13 protein-coding genes are annotated in these 16802 nt (G+C 42.2%); all 13 read right to left on the bottom strand.

Annotated features, from left to right (window positions below; genetic code table 11):
• Positions 1–51 precede the first annotated feature (51 nt).
• Positions 52–1341 (bottom strand): glycosyltransferase family 4 protein, encoded by a 1290-nt coding sequence (locus tag ACZ449_RS02600; RefSeq protein WP_464259517.1) that lies wholly within the window; start codon positions 1339–1341, stop codon positions 52–54.
• 78 nt (positions 1342–1419) lie between these two features.
• Positions 1420–2784, bottom strand: a complete 1365-nt coding sequence (locus tag ACZ449_RS02595; protein WP_464259516.1) for a sugar transferase — start codon at positions 2782–2784, stop codon at positions 1420–1422.
• Between the two features lie 49 nt (positions 2785–2833).
• On the bottom strand, positions 2834–3967 hold the full coding sequence (locus ACZ449_RS02590; protein ID WP_464259515.1) for a glycosyltransferase family 4 protein: 1134 nt from the start codon (positions 3965–3967) through the stop codon (positions 2834–2836).
• A gap of 429 nt (positions 3968–4396) precedes the next feature.
• Complete coding sequence (locus ACZ449_RS02585) at positions 4397–5563, bottom strand: glycosyltransferase family 4 protein (protein ID WP_464259514.1); 1167 nt, start codon at positions 5561–5563, stop codon at positions 4397–4399.
• 34 nt (positions 5564–5597) lie between these two features.
• The gene (locus tag ACZ449_RS02580; protein ID WP_464259513.1) at positions 5598–6830 is read right to left on the bottom strand and encodes an O-antigen ligase family protein; all 1233 of its coding nucleotides are present in this window, start codon (positions 6828–6830) and stop codon (positions 5598–5600) included.
• Complete coding sequence (locus ACZ449_RS02575) at positions 6830–8239, bottom strand: flippase (protein ID WP_464259512.1); 1410 nt, start codon at positions 8237–8239, stop codon at positions 6830–6832. The genes ACZ449_RS02580 and ACZ449_RS02575 overlap by 1 nt, the downstream gene beginning before the upstream one ends.
• Positions 8240–8319: 80 nt before the next feature.
• The gene (locus tag ACZ449_RS02570) at positions 8320–9018 is read right to left on the bottom strand and encodes a CpsD/CapB family tyrosine-protein kinase (protein WP_464259511.1); all 699 of its coding nucleotides are present in this window, start codon (positions 9016–9018) and stop codon (positions 8320–8322) included.
• A gap of 10 nt (positions 9019–9028) precedes the next feature.
• Entirely contained in the window at positions 9029–10366 is a 1338-nt protein-coding gene (locus ACZ449_RS02565) for a GumC family protein (RefSeq protein WP_464259510.1), read from the bottom strand.
• A 44-nt stretch (positions 10367–10410) separates the two neighbouring features.
• Entirely contained in the window at positions 10411–11064 is a 654-nt protein-coding gene (locus ACZ449_RS02560; RefSeq protein ID WP_464259509.1) for a polysaccharide biosynthesis/export family protein, read from the bottom strand.
• 133 nt (positions 11065–11197) lie between these two features.
• On the bottom strand, positions 11198–13096 hold the full coding sequence (locus ACZ449_RS02555; RefSeq protein ID WP_464259508.1) for an ABC transporter ATP-binding protein: 1899 nt from the start codon (positions 13094–13096) through the stop codon (positions 11198–11200).
• A 5-nt stretch (positions 13097–13101) separates the two neighbouring features.
• Positions 13102–14835, bottom strand: a complete 1734-nt coding sequence (locus ACZ449_RS02550) for an ABC transporter ATP-binding protein (protein WP_464259507.1) — start codon at positions 14833–14835, stop codon at positions 13102–13104.
• A gap of 121 nt (positions 14836–14956) precedes the next feature.
• Positions 14957–15637, bottom strand: coding sequence for a TMEM165/GDT1 family protein (locus tag ACZ449_RS02545; RefSeq protein WP_464259506.1), 681 nt, complete (start codon positions 15635–15637; stop codon positions 14957–14959).
• 299 nt (positions 15638–15936) lie between these two features.
• A complete protein-coding gene (locus ACZ449_RS02540) occupies positions 15937–16770 on the bottom strand; it encodes an NAD(+)/NADH kinase (RefSeq protein ID WP_464259505.1) in 834 nt (277 codons plus the stop codon).
• Positions 16771–16802 lie beyond the last annotated feature (32 nt).

Raw genomic sequence — 16802 nt, 5'->3', positions numbered from 1 at the left:
CATGCACCTTCAACCTTCAACCTTCAAAATTATCGGGAATTAATTTAACCACTATTTCCTGAAAGCACTCTCAATTACTGCGATTAATTTTGCAGTCAACGTCTTATAGTCAAAATTCGCAGCACCGATTTGCGCATTTCTGCCCATCTCTTCATACTGCTCTTGTGGCATATCATGCACCTTCAATATCGTCTTTGCGAGTTCTTCCGGTGTTGATGTTTCTAATGAAAAACCACATTGGTACTTTTCTAAAATGCAGTATCCCATTTTTATCGTCGAAATAATTGGTTTGCCTGATGCCATATACTCAAATAACTTATTGGAGCTATTCCCCCTTGTCCAATTGTACTTGGACTGGGAATAGTTTAAAATGTTTACTGATGATTTGCTCAAGACATAGGGAATAAATCGTCTATCCACATGTCCTTTCATCTTTACATTGGTCAGGCCTTCGTCAAGCACACGTTGCTGTAGAGCTTCTTTTTGATTGCCGTCACCGTAGATAAGAAATTGAATGTCGCAATGCTCTTTCAGCAAAGCGGCAGCATCCAACAGCATGCTAACATCATTAACTGGCCGAATTGAACCGATATATACAACATGGAATTTATTATCAAGCAAATCTGTATCCTTAATGGGGTTATCAGCAATGTCCTGTAAAAAAGCTTCGACGTTGACGCCATTGTTAATGTAGTGACATTTCGTCAAGTCAATGTCTCCACCATTGTCGGTATCCCATTTATGCGCTTTTATATAATCTGTATCACCTTCCTTGGTGAAAATTAGCGCGTCGGCGTTTCTATAAATCCAATGTTCGCCAGCGGTTAACAATTTTCCTAGAAGACTATGCTCCTTTAACTTGCCAAACGCAAATATAGCTTCAGGCCACAAATCGCGAACTTCGCAAATACATGGAATCTTAAATTTCCTAGCCATTCGGATTCCGGCAATCATCGTCAACGGATGTGGACTAGAAGCAATGATAACATCAGGTTTTCCCTGCGCTTTTGCATATTGTTTGGATACCGCCAATACGCCAAAACAGAAGGCTACCATATTTTTTATCCGTGCAACCACCCCGCTCGCCGAGGACGGAGTGCTCACAAAAACAAATGGAACGCCATATTCGTTATTGAACAAGCACTTGCGACCATCGTTTATTAAGTTGACATCAGAGTGATGAAGATACGAGGCCGCAAAAATCGTCGCCCCAAAGCCGACTTCCTTCAACAGTTTTCCAAAGTTAAATGGTCTTATCTGTCCGCTCATGGAAGGTAATACAGCGTAATGGTGAAAGAACCAAATATTTTTTTTCGGTATATCCCGCTTACCTTCTACCAATTCATTTTCCTCCGATACATGATTGCAACAGCCTTGCCAGTTTGCTTTGGATTCTTTCCTGATCGCAATTACAATCTGTTACATAGTGTAATCTCTACTAGGTCGTTCGCGGTTCTCAACAACAACCCCCGCTGAATGTTTCTGGGAAATCAAAATCCGAACCGTTTTCAACATGAGCACCAAGTCAGTGACCACATTGCATTCCTGTATATAAATTAAATCGTAAATCAACTTACAATATGGAGAGGTACGGTACTTGCCATAGACCTGCGCCATCCCGGTGATTCCAGGTTTCACATTACTGCGATGAATATATTCCGGCAGCTCTTTTTTCAGCATCTCGACAAAAAAGGCTCGCTCAGGTCGCGGACCCACGATGCTCATATTACCGATGAGTACATTAATCAATTGGGGAAGTTCATCAATGCGCATTGCCCGAATAAAACGCCCTACCCTAGTAATGCGCGGATCATCAATTATCGCTAAAACGGGGCCAGTTTGTTTTTCGGCATCGACACACATCGTACGAAATTTATATATGCTAAATTCTTTTTCATGTTCGCCGACGCGTCTCTGGCTGAAGAATACCGATCCTGGGCTATCCAATTTGATGGCAATAGCTACCAGAACAAACACTGGACTCAATACAACTGTGGCTGTCATTGCAACCAAAATATCCAGAAAACGCTTCATGATTCGTTGCTCCGTTGTGGGTCCCAGATAACGCGGTCGAAAAACAGGAATATCGTCGATTTTATCCAAGTCAACTTTGCTGCAATACAATTCATAGAAGTTTGGGAGGATAAACACCTGTTTTTTATTTATTTGGCAATAGTGCAGCATTGCTGCTTTATTGCTAAGTTGCATGTCATAAGAAAGAATTACCAAGTCAACATCATCGATGAAGCTTCTCCATTCCCCGCTGTCATAATCAGGACAAATATATTTTACATGATCCTTAAGGTATGGATGAGTACGCAGATGAGCGATCAGGTGGTAAGTTTCATCGGCAGTGCCCATAACCAAAACTCTGCGCGGAATCATCTGATGGTGCTCGAACTGCCACCACAACCTATTCCAAAAGACCAGTGCCACAAACTGTAAAATTGTCGCGAGTATTAAAATACTGCGAGAATAAGCAAACTCTCTCAAAAAGAAACTTATCGCCATCATGATTACGAACATCTTCAACATGACAAATGCCAAATCCAGCAATACTTCGATGTAGTTCTTGCGCTTCAATGAAAGCAGACCATCAAAAAACAGTAATACTCCTACAACGCTCAGCATGACCGGTATCATTCTTCGATAAAGCTCCATGTCAAGATTAACGTCGCTATAAGCAACAATCAAGAACAGTGCAACATAAGAAGAAACTGCAACAATTGCCATATCTCCAATAAATAAGAACAACTTTTGCAATTCTGGAAAATTTGTTCTCAAGGTACACCTTCTTTCGTATAACAGTCAATTATTCCGGAAGTGTTAAACATTAAGATAATGGCATTTCTCTTTTAGTAACTTTCGCGATCAGTTTTACATAAGAGTCCACCATGACATCCAAACTATTATGACGCCGGACATATTCGGCGCCGACAACGCCAAGTTTTCTCAAAAATATTGGCTTGTTAACAAGTTGCTTTAACAGTTTCCAATATTCTTCGGCATTATTTTTCTCAAAAATGAATGGAGCGATTTCGTTAATATCTCGATACAAATCTTTAGCATAACCCACCCGTGTCGTCAGAACTGGCAGTTCACACGCCATTGCTTCCAGTAGGGAATAGCTGCAGCCTTCGTAGCGAGTCGGAAATACGAAGATATCCGCTGCCGAATATAATTCTGGGAGCTCTTGGTAGCTGACATTTTTTACAAACACGACATTAGCAGGCCAGCCGTGTGGTATTTCATCTGTGGCAATTAAAAATCTGATCCGAAGTTGCTCTTTCCATGCGAATTCGGCAAGAACCTGCAACTCTTCAAATCCTTTTCCCAGCACACCAAATCTAGCCGTAAAGCAAACAACAAACTCGTCCATTTCAATTCCATATTTTTGTCGACAATATGTTCGTTCCCGCTTAGTGAAGTGCCTGGTATCAATCCCGTTAGGAATCACTATTGGATTAATGCCTGTATAATATTGTCTCAGTTCCTCGGCGACCGCACTGGAAACTGCTACCGAAGTTGCCCCGGTGGCCGTATACTGCTCTGCTCCCCCTTTCAGCCGAATTAAACCGACATATCGATTCAACTTCATTCGCCATGAAATATCGGGCGGCAGATGGATATGATAGAGTCCCCTTACAGTCCCGTGGTGAATCACAATGCGGGGAATATTAGTCTTTGTACGCAAATTCCAGCCTGCTATACTATTTTGGATGATAACATCCGTGTCGCCCCGACTTGAAACGATTTTTCGCCAGGCGGCATTTCCGATCTGTAAATTTCTGCGTTGGTTAATAAAATATTTGTCATACCACTTCTCTTGCCAGCTATCGATCACACTCCTATCATATATATCAACCTCACTATTTCGTTTTTTTAACTCTTCCGAAATCGAAACAGTAAATCGCTCAACCCCACCGATATTGCCAGACATAATATCTGACACAATCGCAACCCTCATCTGAACCGAACCTCCAATTCAGGCGATCCTATAAAGTAATGCATTGTACACTTGTTCTTGCACAACAGGCGTATCGACAATGATAGATATCTTCCTTGCATTTGTTAAGATAATTATACCATGCTAGTCAGGAGGCAAACTTAAAGATTATATAAAGAAAATCACTCAGTTACGAAACCAAGCCAGTCCTTCAGAACCGACACACAGTAAAAAAACACAAAACCACTGTTGCGGAAATGATGGATAATCTGGCCTAATCAGTATTTTAGTAGGGTTTTTTCGGTTCAATGTTGAAACTCATAAATATCAAATAAACTACTCGAAAGCAGGTGTTTGCGTGTTTCATAAAAATAATGTACATCAAAAGCAACTATATTATAGTCTACGCATATGCCGATGCGACATATCGCAAAAAAGGTAACAAAGCAATCACCGACCAGCATGTGCGTATACATTCACATATTGCTCTGCCATTTTTTTCTGGGAATAATTTTGCTCACAATATGTTCGTGCTGTTTTTCCCATTTTTTGCATCAACTCAATATCAAGACATAAGTCCCTCAGGTGCTTAACTAAAGAGCTAACATCGCCCGGCTCAATCAAATATCCCGTTATCCCGTCCTGCATATGTTCCTGCAAGGCACTTGTGCGATAAGCTACAAGGGGTAAACCACTGGACATGGCTTCAAGAACGGCATACGGCGAAGACTCTTCTGATTTTCCAGAAAGGCCCGCTTGTTTAGAAGGAAATAGAAGTATATCACCACTACGATAGAAGTCTGGCATTTTCTCCTTATTTAGTGCACCCAAGAAAACCACTCTGTCCCCCAACCCATGCTCAGCCACATACTGCCTGGCCTCCTGCTCTTGCAGCCCTTTTCCCGCAACACGCAACACTACATCTATTTTATAGTCTCTAACCAATGCTTGTATTGCCCAAATCGCATCCATAATACCTTTTGCAGGTTGCAATAAGCCCACAAACAATATATGAATCTTTGTTTTGGGGTAAAGGTCTCCACTAGCCGGTCTAAACAAGTCAGTGTCTAACCCATTAGGTATTATTTTGATCGGTTTAGCAGTGAACTGTTGTACATAACTTCCAGCTCTGCTCCCGACACAAACAATCGCGTCAAATTGATCGTATCCTGCAGTTTCCAAGGCCCACAGCCATTGATGGGTTTTATCGCCAATAGCACACCATTTTCTGGATTCTGCTTCATAGGTTAAATATCCATGGACAGTCAAAATTGCTTTACACCCAGTCAAGCGGCGTAACCACTTCACGATTCCCGCATGCTGAACGTTTTGAATATTTAGTACGTGCAACTCACCCTTTGTTTTCCACAAAGCATCTATCGCAAAATACAAATCATCGACTTCGCGCCTATATTTCCTTGAGAAATTCAAACTAACTTTTTTTAAAAGCAATTCCGGTAATCTGACAAAAGGCCACCGAAACCACCGGGGAGGATATTCTCTAATCACAAAAACATGATGTCCTAGTTCGCCAAGCCCCTTTGCTAGCATGAACACATGTGTCGATACTCCACCGATTTCTTCAAATGGGGGAGACGGAAGTAAAACAATATTCATAAATCACCCACCCTCCGCTTATCTTGTTATCATATTAACGCGCACAGGCAACAAATCCTAAGAACCCAAAGAAAATCGCGTTAAAAGTATAAAATGAGATAAAATGGTCTGACCATAACGAGGTTACCAGATATCCGACAAGAAAAACAAAATATGCTTCAAGCATCCAATTATCTGACACAAGTTTTTTCTGGTCCCACAATAGTTTAATTAAACAAATAATAAAACCTAGAAATGCAAATAAACCGACATAACCAGCTAGCAACGCGGACTGCAAAAAAGCGTTATGAGCTTGCTGAACTGTATTATTAGAAATAAGATACATCGTCTCAAATCCTATCCCCAGCGGATACGTTGAGATAATTTGTAAAGCCGTGTGCCATACCTGTCCTCGGTCACTTAGTGCATATTTTGTATCGCCAACTGTCACTGCCGTCAGCGTTTCAATAATTCTGGGAATATTGATCAGTACCAACGCACTGCCTAATGATAAGCCCAGCAAAATAACAAATGCTTTACCGTACTTCTGAGACCGCAACAGAAAAACAAAAATGCATAGTATCGCAACAAATAAAGTCAATATTGATTCCCGCGATTGTGTAAGTACCAAGATAAGTCCGGTTCCAGCAGTTAGTATTAAATAGACCAATTTGGCAGTATAGTGCTGTTCGTGTAACACGCCCATAATGCCAATGATGGAAAAAAATGCAGCAAGCGCGCCCAATTGGTTCGGATCACCCACCTGCCCTCCCAATCGTACTTGGGAAGATTTGAACGTGTCCATAATCAGTTTGAAGAAGTCTTCTACCGATGTGTCAATCAATATATTGCTCAACACCCCAAGAACAAGCGATCCCATCAACAGCCAGGAAATTAGCCGCAACTCTTTAATTTTAGACTGAGAATCTGAACCGTAATAAAATAATATTAGCGCAATGCACCATAGCAAGTAATTAAACAGACTGCGCCCAAAATATGGTACCAGTTCATTATGTGTCAAAAAAAACAGCAATGTTGATAGTAAAAAGACCACGGCCAAAAATATATACGCATATAAAAAGCGAATCACTGCTGGCGGCCTTTGGGTAATTATTTTATTAGGTATTTGTATAAGGGCTTTGATAACTCTACTTAGCACGAAAAGAATTGTAAACAGGTCGCCGGGCGAGATGTTGAGCGTTCTCGTAAAAATAGGGATTGCCGCAATTGAAATAGAGGAGAACGTCGTATATAACACAAGTGCGATTACCACCAATATAGGTTGCATTATTCTGTAATCGTCCTCCTAATAAACCTGGCGCAAAAAGGCCACGACAGGCAAATATAGATTACCGTCCCAGCGATAATTAGGATACCTACATGCAGCTGAAATAGTTTTTGTAAGATAAATAGGCAAAAACCCATTACTATGCAGCTTCCTGCTGAGATAAAGATAAATCTTTTCTCAACCCAGTCATCTTGATATAATGCCTTAACTTTAGTTGCCAAGAAACAAACTATGAACAGCTCAGCAATGATCATTGCTGTTGCTGCTCCGGCGGCCTTCCAGAGTGGTATCAGCAGTAGATTCGCAATAACATTTATTATGGCACCCATTATTAATGTCACCATATATCTTTTATCTTCGTTTACTGCCAAAAGCCAGTTTGCCAACGTAATGCTAAGTGCCATTAAAAAAACATAGTATAGCAATAACACAAATGGCGTTGTCGCTTGAAGGTATGCCTGTCCAAAAAAGGTATCAATGATTTTATTACCCAGTATTGTTCCACCAGTAACAATCGGCATCATAAAAAACAGTGTAATGTGGATATTCTGCTTTAAAAATCCCCCCATTAACTGTGGGCTATTTTCGCGCAAGCGGATCATCACTGGCAAGGTGGATTGACTGTAAATTCCTATAATCCCGGAAAGAACCACTACGATTTTGTAAGATACACTATACCATCCTACGTCCTGAGGGCCGACCATAACTCCCAGCATTAGCATGTCGAAGTTTTCATAAATTTGAGATAGCCCGCCTGTTACTGCGAAAGGCATTGACACCTTCAATAACGTTCGCCAGTTATTAGCAGTGAAGCGTAAGTGTAATGAATGAATTTTGCGAAACAAATATAACAGGATAGCACCAGAAAGGGCTGCTCCTGTAAAAATACCTGCCGGAATATAGAAAATATCTGCTTCATCTTGGACTGACAATACTATAAATATACAACTGCAAAGACTTCCCGCCACATTCGCAACAGCCAACGACCGCAAGTCTTCCAGCCCGACAAATGCCCAATCCAGCAACCATGCGGAGCTCAGTATGGTCAGTCCGTATAGCAGGAACAAATAAAACAAGCGATTGTCAGCAACAAAAAAATATCCATATATGAACAACAAAAAAACAGCTAGTACAGCAAGGCAAATACGCAAAGAGAATATCTGGCTTATCGAACTAGCATTATTTTGGGTGCGGGCCGCTTCGCGAGTACCTACAACCGGCAAGCCAAAAGTCGCTAATAAATTAAAATAACTTACAACAGCAAGCACCAAGCTGAGGTCTCCATAAGACGCTGGCCCCAGTACGCGCGCCAGGTAAACTACCAGGATAAACGAAATAGATTGGCTCGCCAATCTACCGACCAAGCCTGCGCTGAAATTCCCCCAAACTTTGTTCGGCAACTGTTTCATATCAGTCATCTTCCACTCTATCACCGTGTGATCTGTTATGCACGATATTACTAAAGACGATTGATTAAGCGTACTCCGCGCTAATCAATCGCATCATTTAGTACTGTACCAATAATATTTGCTTTAGCACCAAGCAAAAGCTGCAATACTTTTTTGGCGTTTTGAGGTTTTACGATCCGACTATCGACGACCAGCACGACACCATCTACTTTGGAAGCCAAAACACAGGCATCTGAAACAACAGAATCCATTTTAATTAAGACAGGAGAGCTGGTAATAAAAATATAATCCGCCTGAGTACGCAAATAATCAAAGAAGACCCGGATTTTGGGATTGGACAGGATAGTAACAGATTCTAACGGCAGAGGACCACTTGTTACAACTTTCAAATTGGGAATCCTGGAATCTTGCAAAATGTCTTCCTGCGAGACTTCGTCCCGAATGAGATTTGTTAATCCAGTATTCTCCAATTTAAAAGTATCACACACGATGGGAGTACGAAGATCGCAATCGACTAAAACGACTTTATACCCTGCATATGCCAGCAGCATGGCCGAGTTAACGGCAACCATTGCCCCTCCCTCACCAGAATTAGCACTGGCAAATAAAACCATATGTACTTTTCCTTGGGGTTCCGCATCGCGGATGCTGGCACACAAAACCCGAAATGATTCCGCAAACGGAGATTGTTCCCTGTCTGATATCATATAGCGAATCTGCTTACCTTGTGACTGCTTATCCTTTCGCGGGCGCCTATCCTTTCGTGACCGCCCATCCATCCGTGACCGCCTATCCATGATTTTCACCGTCTGCTTTCCTACTCCCAGTCCAGCTTTGGGAATGAGATCCCACTCTTGGAATAACGCCAATCACTGGCACAGCTAAGTAATGCTGCAAATCGCCAACTGTATCAATTGTTTTATAAAAATATTCAACAAAAAATGTAATCATGGTTCCGATAAAAAGCCCCAAAATGGCCGATATACATAAGTTGAAAACTTTTTTAGGTTTAACCGGGTCTTCCGGCAACGCTGCCATGTCGATAACTTGCATGTTAGCCGACTCCATGATTTCACTGATTCGTGCTTCTTCATAGCGTTTCGCTAAGGTGGTATAGGTACTTTCAGCAACCGAATAATCAAGCATTAAACGCGCCAACTGTGTTTCTGTTGCAGGAAGCTTTGCCAATTCTTTTTCTTCCTGGGAGGTAATGCGTTGTAAACTTGTTTTCTGGGTTTCGCCTAAAGATACCTCACCTATTGCGATACGTATAAGTTCAGTTTGCAGCCTCTTTTGATTCTCAGCGATGGAAGCCTTAAGATTAACCACACGCGGATGTTCGTCGGTCAAACTTTTCGACAATCCCGCCAATTCGGCTTCTTGTTCAGCCAATCGGTTCCGATACAACTGCACAACAGGTGTATCAACAATGATATCAGGTGTTTTTTGTTTAGCATACGCTGCCCCCAACACCAATTGATTCTCGGTATCCAATTTTTTCAAGATTGACTGTCGTTCCACAAACGCCCTGGCCTGTTCGGTAATAGCAACAACCCGGTTATTTTTTTTATAGTCCACTAATGCTTTTCCCGCTTCATCAAGCTCACGTTTTTTTTCAGCCAAACGATCCCCGATAAAAATTCGAGTTTCTTTACCTTCCGCCCGGGCAATATCCAACGACATTTCATTAACTGCGACCGCCAACGCATTTGCCAAATTTTGTGCTTTCTGTGGAGAGTCGGCTAAAACAAAAGTATTTAAAATCTCCGTATCTTTTAACGGACGAACCGTAATTCGTTCGATAACAGTTTCATAGCGAAGAGACGCCTGTTCATCTGGATCGAGTTTTCCAATTGCCGCTTCCACGACCGATCGACTCTTTATTAATTCGGCATAGGTATACATTTTCTGCCGCGCTAGTTCTTCCGACTGCCATGATGCCCCGCCTGCATCTATCATACTTTTTGCAGCCGGTTTTATTCGGATTGTAACTTTCGTCTCATATGTTGGCGGCATCAAGTTTAATATGATAGCAAGTATTATCGCTATGCAAAAACTGGAGTATACCCAGTTGCGGTGGCGCCTTACAATCGATATTAAGCCATGCAAATCTAACTGTTTGTCCATTGAGGCCCCCTGGTTATTGTTAACATTTTGTAACAGACGACTCACTAGCTATTGTTATTGCCCGCATTATCTAAATTGTAAAAAATCTGTGTTAATGGCAATATATCTCTTGCAAAATCAATTCGATGATTTCCGGTTAGGTAGACAATGTCACCTTCTTGCAAACGCGGGTTTTTGCTTACATCGCCTTTTTTCAGTAAGTCCAGCAAATTAACCCGGATGGGTTCAGCTTTTTGGGCTTTGCGAATAATAAAAACCTTGGTTTTGGCTGCATCTTTGGTCCACCCTTTTGCCGCGCCGATTGCATCCATCAAATTCCTGCTTTTATCCAGTTCATAAAGCCCCGGTACGTTCACTTCCCCTACAACATACACGCGTTCTGTGCTAAAACGCTGCACATTGACGGTGACACGGGGGTTCACATAGTACTTTCCGAGCAATTCATGGAGCAATTCTGCCAAATTTTGCGGCGTCAAACCTTCCGCCTCGATCTCACCCACAAGCGGAAACGCAAATTTCCCATCTGATCGAATGGTAATTAAGTCTGGATTTCCAGGAGCAGGAAAACTAAGCTCCGGATAGCCAAATACACTGACACTCAGTACGTCGGACGGACGTATTAGATACTCACCAGACGATGCATTTACTCTGGGCATCAACAACAACATCACCACCAATGCAAGCATCCACCGTTTCATACCACAACTCCCTCTGGAAATCGATATCCTAAAAAATATAAATTTCCGATTGGCTCAATACCAAAAAACAACTTATCTCTATGCATATTTTATTCTTCACCTTGCTCACCGTCAATGTTTTTATGCATCTTATTCATATGTATTTCATGGTAGTGATATCAAACTCCTCTTTATTCTCTACTTGGCTAGAAAACATCGCAGAGTATATGCCTTCTGCAGCGAGTAATTCATTGTGACTACCCTGCTCAACAATCTGACCGTTTTTTAGCACCAAAATCCGATCCGCCTCCTGGATAGTATTGAGCCTGTGGGCAATGATAAACGTAGTACGCCCATACATAATTTTACGTAAGGCATCCTGAATAAAAAATTCTGTTCTGGTATCTATGCTGCTGGTAGCCTCATCAAGAATAAGTATCGCTGGTTCTGCCAAAATTGCCCGGGCAATAGCGATAAGCTGCCGCTGACCCTGACTTAGATTACCACCGTTCTCTGAAAGCTTGGTGTTATATTGTTCTGGCATACGTTTTATAAATATATCGGCGTTGGCCAGTATGGCGGCTCGTTCCACATCGGCATCTGCTGCTCCCGGTCGACCATATCGAATGTTCTCTTTAATAGTACCGGAAAACAGATAGGTATCTTGCAACACAATACCAAAACATTGGCGGAGACTGTCACGCGTATATTGACGAATATCCCGGCCATCAAGCAAAATTCGGCCACCGGTAACATCATAAAACCGCGCGAGCAAATTAACAATGGTGGTTTTACCCGCCCCGGTAGAACCCACAAGTGCAATACAACTGCCTGCTGCAGCTACAAAATTTACATTTTTTAGTATTGGCACATCTGATCTGTAACCAAAACTGACATTTTGGAAAACCACTTGGCCTTTAGGCTCTGTTAGCTCGACCGCCTCAGGCAGATCAGCCGGCTCTTCAATCTGGTCTAAGATTTCGAATACCCGTTCAGCACCGGCAACCCCCGATTGCAGTGTGTTGAAAATATTGGCAAGTTCATTGACAGGTCGGACAAATTGCCGTGAATAACTTATAAAGCTGGCGATGGTACCGACAGTAACTACATCATTTACCGCCAGCATACCGCCAACAATAGCAATGGCTCCAAATCCAATATTAGTAATTACATTCATTATCGGCATGAGGAAACCTGACCAGATTTGTGCAGCTGTTCCTATTTCACAAAGTTTAAAATTTATGGTCTTAAAGTCGTCAATAGCCCTATGCTCATGGTTAAAAGCCTTGATCACCTGGATACCTGAAATAGTCTCTTCAACATGAGCATTTAGATTCCCCAGCTCAACCTGCGTTTCTTTAAACAACACACTGGTCTTTTGCGAAATAATTCGGGTCAAAAAAATAACTAACGGCAACGTAACCAGAGCAGCCAGTGTAAGCAACGGACTTAGCACCATCATCATCACAAATGATCCCGTAATAGCGATGGACGAGGACATAAGGTGTGAAATTGACTGAGATAGTGTACCACTGACATTATCCGTGTCATTTGATAATCGGCTCATTAACTCACCGTGGGGATGGATGTCAAAGTAGGCAAGCGGCAACTTTTGCAGTTTGGCAAATAGTGTTGCTCTTAGCTGCATTACTACTCGCTGCGAAATGCCAGCCATCAACCACCCCTGTCCCCAGGAGAGTAGCCCGTCAGCCACGTACGTTATGGCCAAAATCACCAGTAATACTTCCAGCATTCCGACTCTAGCCGCAGATTCCGAAGCAGCCATACTGTCAATAGCCACCCCTATTATATATGGACCTAGCAATACCAACAGCGAATCTGCCAAAATTATGGAAAAAATGATGACAAGCATTCTTTGCTCCTGCCGTAAATACTGCCACAGTCGCTGCAATGTTCGAGTAAAATTCTTAGGCTTGACAACACCCCTGGTGCGGCGCCCCCCAAAAGCTCTGCCGACACCAGGGCCGCGCCAGGGCTGATTAGCTGTGCTGCGGCGATTGTTATCTCTGTTTTGTTCACTGCCTTCAGACATGATGGTTATCTCCTTCCCAACTGGGACTGGACAATCTCCCGGTACACACTGCTAGTTTGCAATAACTCAGTATGAGTACCACACGCACTAATAGTACCATCTTCCATAACGGCAATTTTATCGGCATCAAGGACCGTACTAATTCGCTGTGCCACAAGCAGACAAGTAAGCTGATTCGTGTATTGCTTTAATGCCGCTTTTATTTTTTCTTCAGTTACTACATCAACCGCACTCGTACAATCATCCAGGATAAGTATGGTAGGCTTCCTGATAAGGGCTCTGGCAATGGCTAGTCGCTGCTTTTGTCCGCCAGACAAATTTACGCCTCCCTGCCCCAATTTGGTGTTGTAGCCTTCAGGAAAGGAAGTAATAAACTCATGTGCCGCTGCCATTTTTGCTGCTGCTTCTACCTCCTGGGCGGTAGCGTTTTCTTTTCCCCAGCAGATATTATCCATGATGGTTCCGGTAAATAACAATGCTTGTTGTGGCACAAGGGCAATTTTATCTCTGAGCTGACCGGGATTAATCTCGGTTATATCATATCCCTCCACTTCTATGGAACCTGTGGTTACTTCGTAGAAGCGTGGAATTAGGTTGACCAGGCTAGTTTTGCCGGCACCGGTTGACCCGATAATACCAACCGTTTGTCCTGGCAGGCAAGTCAGGTTGATATCCTTTAGTACAGGTAGACCGGCTGCGCCAGCATAACTAAAGCTGACATTTTTAAAATCGATACGACCGTTGTTAACTTGCCGGTTTATAGAATAGTTAGTTATCCATTTGGCGTCATTATCTTGCTCAAATACCTCAGCAATCCGCATTGCCGAGGCTTTTGCCCTGACAAAGGTATTAAATATCAGAAACATAATCATTAACGAAACCAATATCTGTGTCATATAGTTTATAAACGCAATAATATGACCAATTTGTATTTGGCCGGTGCTAACCCCTAGCCCTCCTAGCCAGAGCACCATAACGATACCTAGGTTCACAGTGAGTGCTATACCAGGGCTAAAGCCAGACATCAGCCTGATAGCACCCACGGATTTTTCCCGCAGTTCCTGGTTGGCTGCCCCGAACTTTTCCTGCTCATATTCAAATCGCTTAAAAGCCTTGACCACCCTAATTCCGGACAAATGCTCCCGCATAACGGCATTGACTTGGTCCAGTGCATTTTGGACTTGAGCAAACCGGGGAAAACCCACCTTAATATTAATGGCTATTAATAACATTACAACAGGAACTACTACTACCAGTACGACTGATAAATGAGGATTAAGGTTTATAGCCATAATCAGGCTACCAATGCATAAAAGTGGCGCTTTCAGCGAAATTCGCATTAGACCGTTTACCAATACCTGTATCTGCGTAACATCATTTGTGAGCCGGGTTACCAACGACGCCCGGTTAAGGTTATCAATATTGGTAAACGACAACATTTGAATTTTCTCATATAGGTCTTCTCGCAATTCCGACCCAAACTTCTGTGATACCTTACTGGCGATAACATTGCGGACACAAGCCGCCAGCGCGCCAAAAGCGGTTATTAAAATCATAAGTGCCCCTTGGCTGAGAATATAATCAGGCCGCCTGTCTGCGACACCAATGTCAATTATTTTAGACATGATGGTGGGCTGCAGCAGATCACAGGTAGCTTCAATGGTTACAAACATAGCTGCAAGCAAAAATTGTTTCCAATACTTTGTTTTATATTTATGCAAAAACGCCCAGGTAAGCATCCCAATACGCCTCCACCTTGATGTATATAACATACTGTTAATAATCCCTAATTATATCATAGTGTTGCAAAAGCATAAAATAAGAGGCCACCATATGGTGACCTCTTATTTTGATAGAACTTTATTCCTCCTGTGTTGTTTTCTGCGGGAGTTTATCCTGGGTTCCACTCATTCGTGATACGAGATACATCAATATAACAAGGGTTACTAAGCCGCCCGTAATCGTTCCTGGTGTCAAATATTGACTAGGTAAGTACTCGTACAGACCAAAGAGACCGAAAAGAATAAAAATAATGGCGGCAAACCATTTAACTGCTCTCTCTGGAATTCTTTTTCCAAATACAATACCAATGATTATTCCAATACCATCCGCTATCATCATACCGGTAGTCGTTCCTAGCCATACAGGGATAATGGTGTTAAATTGAGCTGCCAAAGCAACAGTGGCTAGCTGTGTTTTGTCTCCCATCTCAGCAATAAAAAATGCAATAGCTACCGTCCAAAAAGGACTCCGGTTAGAAGCTTTATCCTCGCCGTCGAGTTCATCGCCACGGATTGTCCAAAGTCCAAAGATGATAAACGATATGGCTGCCGCAATCTGTATGTAGCTCATGGGAATGAACGCAGTAAGATAGCTGCCGACAACTACGGCAAATAAGTGATTAAAAATAGTGGCAACAAATACGCCCCACATCACCGTTTGCCATTTATAGCGGGTGGCAAAAGCCATAGCCAACAGTTGCGTTTTATCGCCCATCTCTGCAAGAACCACAAATACAAGCGAAGCCAAAAATGCAGTCATAATGAATCCTCCTTTAATGTATTATATATAAAAAACGAGACCTCTAGTATGACAATAATAGCCATACTAAAGGTCTCGCTAATTGACAATCGTCAACAACAGAGCCAGATGATTACTCATCAGTATGTTGACTCTGTTCTATGAGCTACTCCCCTTTAGGAGTTTTATTTTTCCTTTATATAGTATAATAGACAAGCAGATATGTCAATATGGACATTCTATTCTCGTCTATTATTACCAGCATTATTTTTTGCGATATTCGCACTCACAGCTGATTATTTCAGCCCCTCTATTTATGCTCATGGTAATTCACTCCGATCCTTTTCATCTTTATTCCATTTCATCTTTCGTGAAAGCAGTTGATAGAAGGTTTCATTATTGAGCCTAATCAAATTAGTCACCATAGGAGCTTTATTAATAACGATACAATCATCAGTTTCCAACTCAATATCTACTTGTCCATCTGCAGAAAGAAGAAGTTCCTTTTGATAGGATTCGACTACGACTTTGATTGCTTTGCTGTCACAGGCAATCATCGGCCTTACATCAAGTAAATGAGAACAGATAGGAGTGATTACGTTGATTGCGAGGTCGGGAGGAATAATTGCCCCTCCGGCTGACATGGAATACCCGGTACTTCCGGTAGCTGTGCTTATGATAATTCCATCTGCAGGAAAATTCCCGACATAATCCCCGCCTATGTGGGTTCTAAGTCTTACTAGCTTAGCTATAGCTCCTTTGACTACTATGTCGTTTAGAGCGGTGCAATACGCTACATTTTTTTCGTGTCGATATACTCGTGCCTCTAAGCGTTTACGTTTATCTATGGTAAATTGACTATTTAGAATCAGAGGAATGGCCTCTATGACTTTGGGAAGATTATACTCCATTCCGGTTAAAAACCCTAAATGGCCAGTGTTAATTCCGAAGATAGGAATTTCCCCTACATATCTGGCTGTACCTAGTACTGTTCCATCTCCTCCGAAAGAAAGAACTACATCTAATTCCGAAAGGGGATTGTCAAACTTCAGTAGCTCGGCGCTGCTTCCCAGTCTCTCAATATGCCTGATGATAGTCTCAACGGCAGCGGTTTTGAGTCCTTTGGAGCGATTGAGCATAATTCCTACCTTCAATGTATACACCTCGCTTGCTTCGTGTTTGGTTA

This window comes from Desulfosporomusa polytropa, assembly GCF_055380075.1.
Note: the sequence above shows the minus strand (reverse complement) of the source record. Positions and strands in the feature narration are given on the sequence as shown.

Excerpts from the sequence above, each read along its gene's own strand:
- ACZ449_RS02590 (WP_464259515.1), bottom strand. The coding sequence starts at position 3,967 with ATGAGGGTTGCGATTGTGTCAGATATTATGTCTGGCAATATCGGTGGG.
- ACZ449_RS02585 (WP_464259514.1), bottom strand. The coding sequence starts at position 5,563 with ATGAATATTGTTTTACTTCCGTCTCCCCCATTTGAAGAAATCGGTGGA.
- ACZ449_RS02580 (WP_464259513.1), bottom strand. The coding sequence starts at position 6,830 with ATGCAACCTATATTGGTGGTAATCGCACTTGTGTTATATACGACGTTC.
- ACZ449_RS02575 (WP_464259512.1), bottom strand. The coding sequence starts at position 8,239 with ATGAAACAGTTGCCGAACAAAGTTTGGGGGAATTTCAGCGCAGGCTTG.
- ACZ449_RS02570 (WP_464259511.1), bottom strand. The coding sequence starts at position 9,018 with ATGGATGGGCGGTCACGAAAGGATAGGCGCCCGCGAAAGGATAAGCAG.
- ACZ449_RS02565 (WP_464259510.1), bottom strand. The coding sequence starts at position 10,366 with ATGGACAAACAGTTAGATTTGCATGGCTTAATATCGATTGTAAGGCGC.
- ACZ449_RS02560 (WP_464259509.1), bottom strand. The coding sequence starts at position 11,064 with ATGAAACGGTGGATGCTTGCATTGGTGGTGATGTTGTTGTTGATGCCC.
- ACZ449_RS02555 (WP_464259508.1), bottom strand. The coding sequence starts at position 13,096 with ATGTCTGAAGGCAGTGAACAAAACAGAGATAACAATCGCCGCAGCACA.
- ACZ449_RS02550 (WP_464259507.1), bottom strand. The coding sequence starts at position 14,835 with ATGCTTACCTGGGCGTTTTTGCATAAATATAAAACAAAGTATTGGAAA.
- ACZ449_RS02545 (WP_464259506.1), bottom strand. The coding sequence starts at position 15,637 with ATGACTGCATTTTTGGCTTCGCTTGTATTTGTGGTTCTTGCAGAGATG.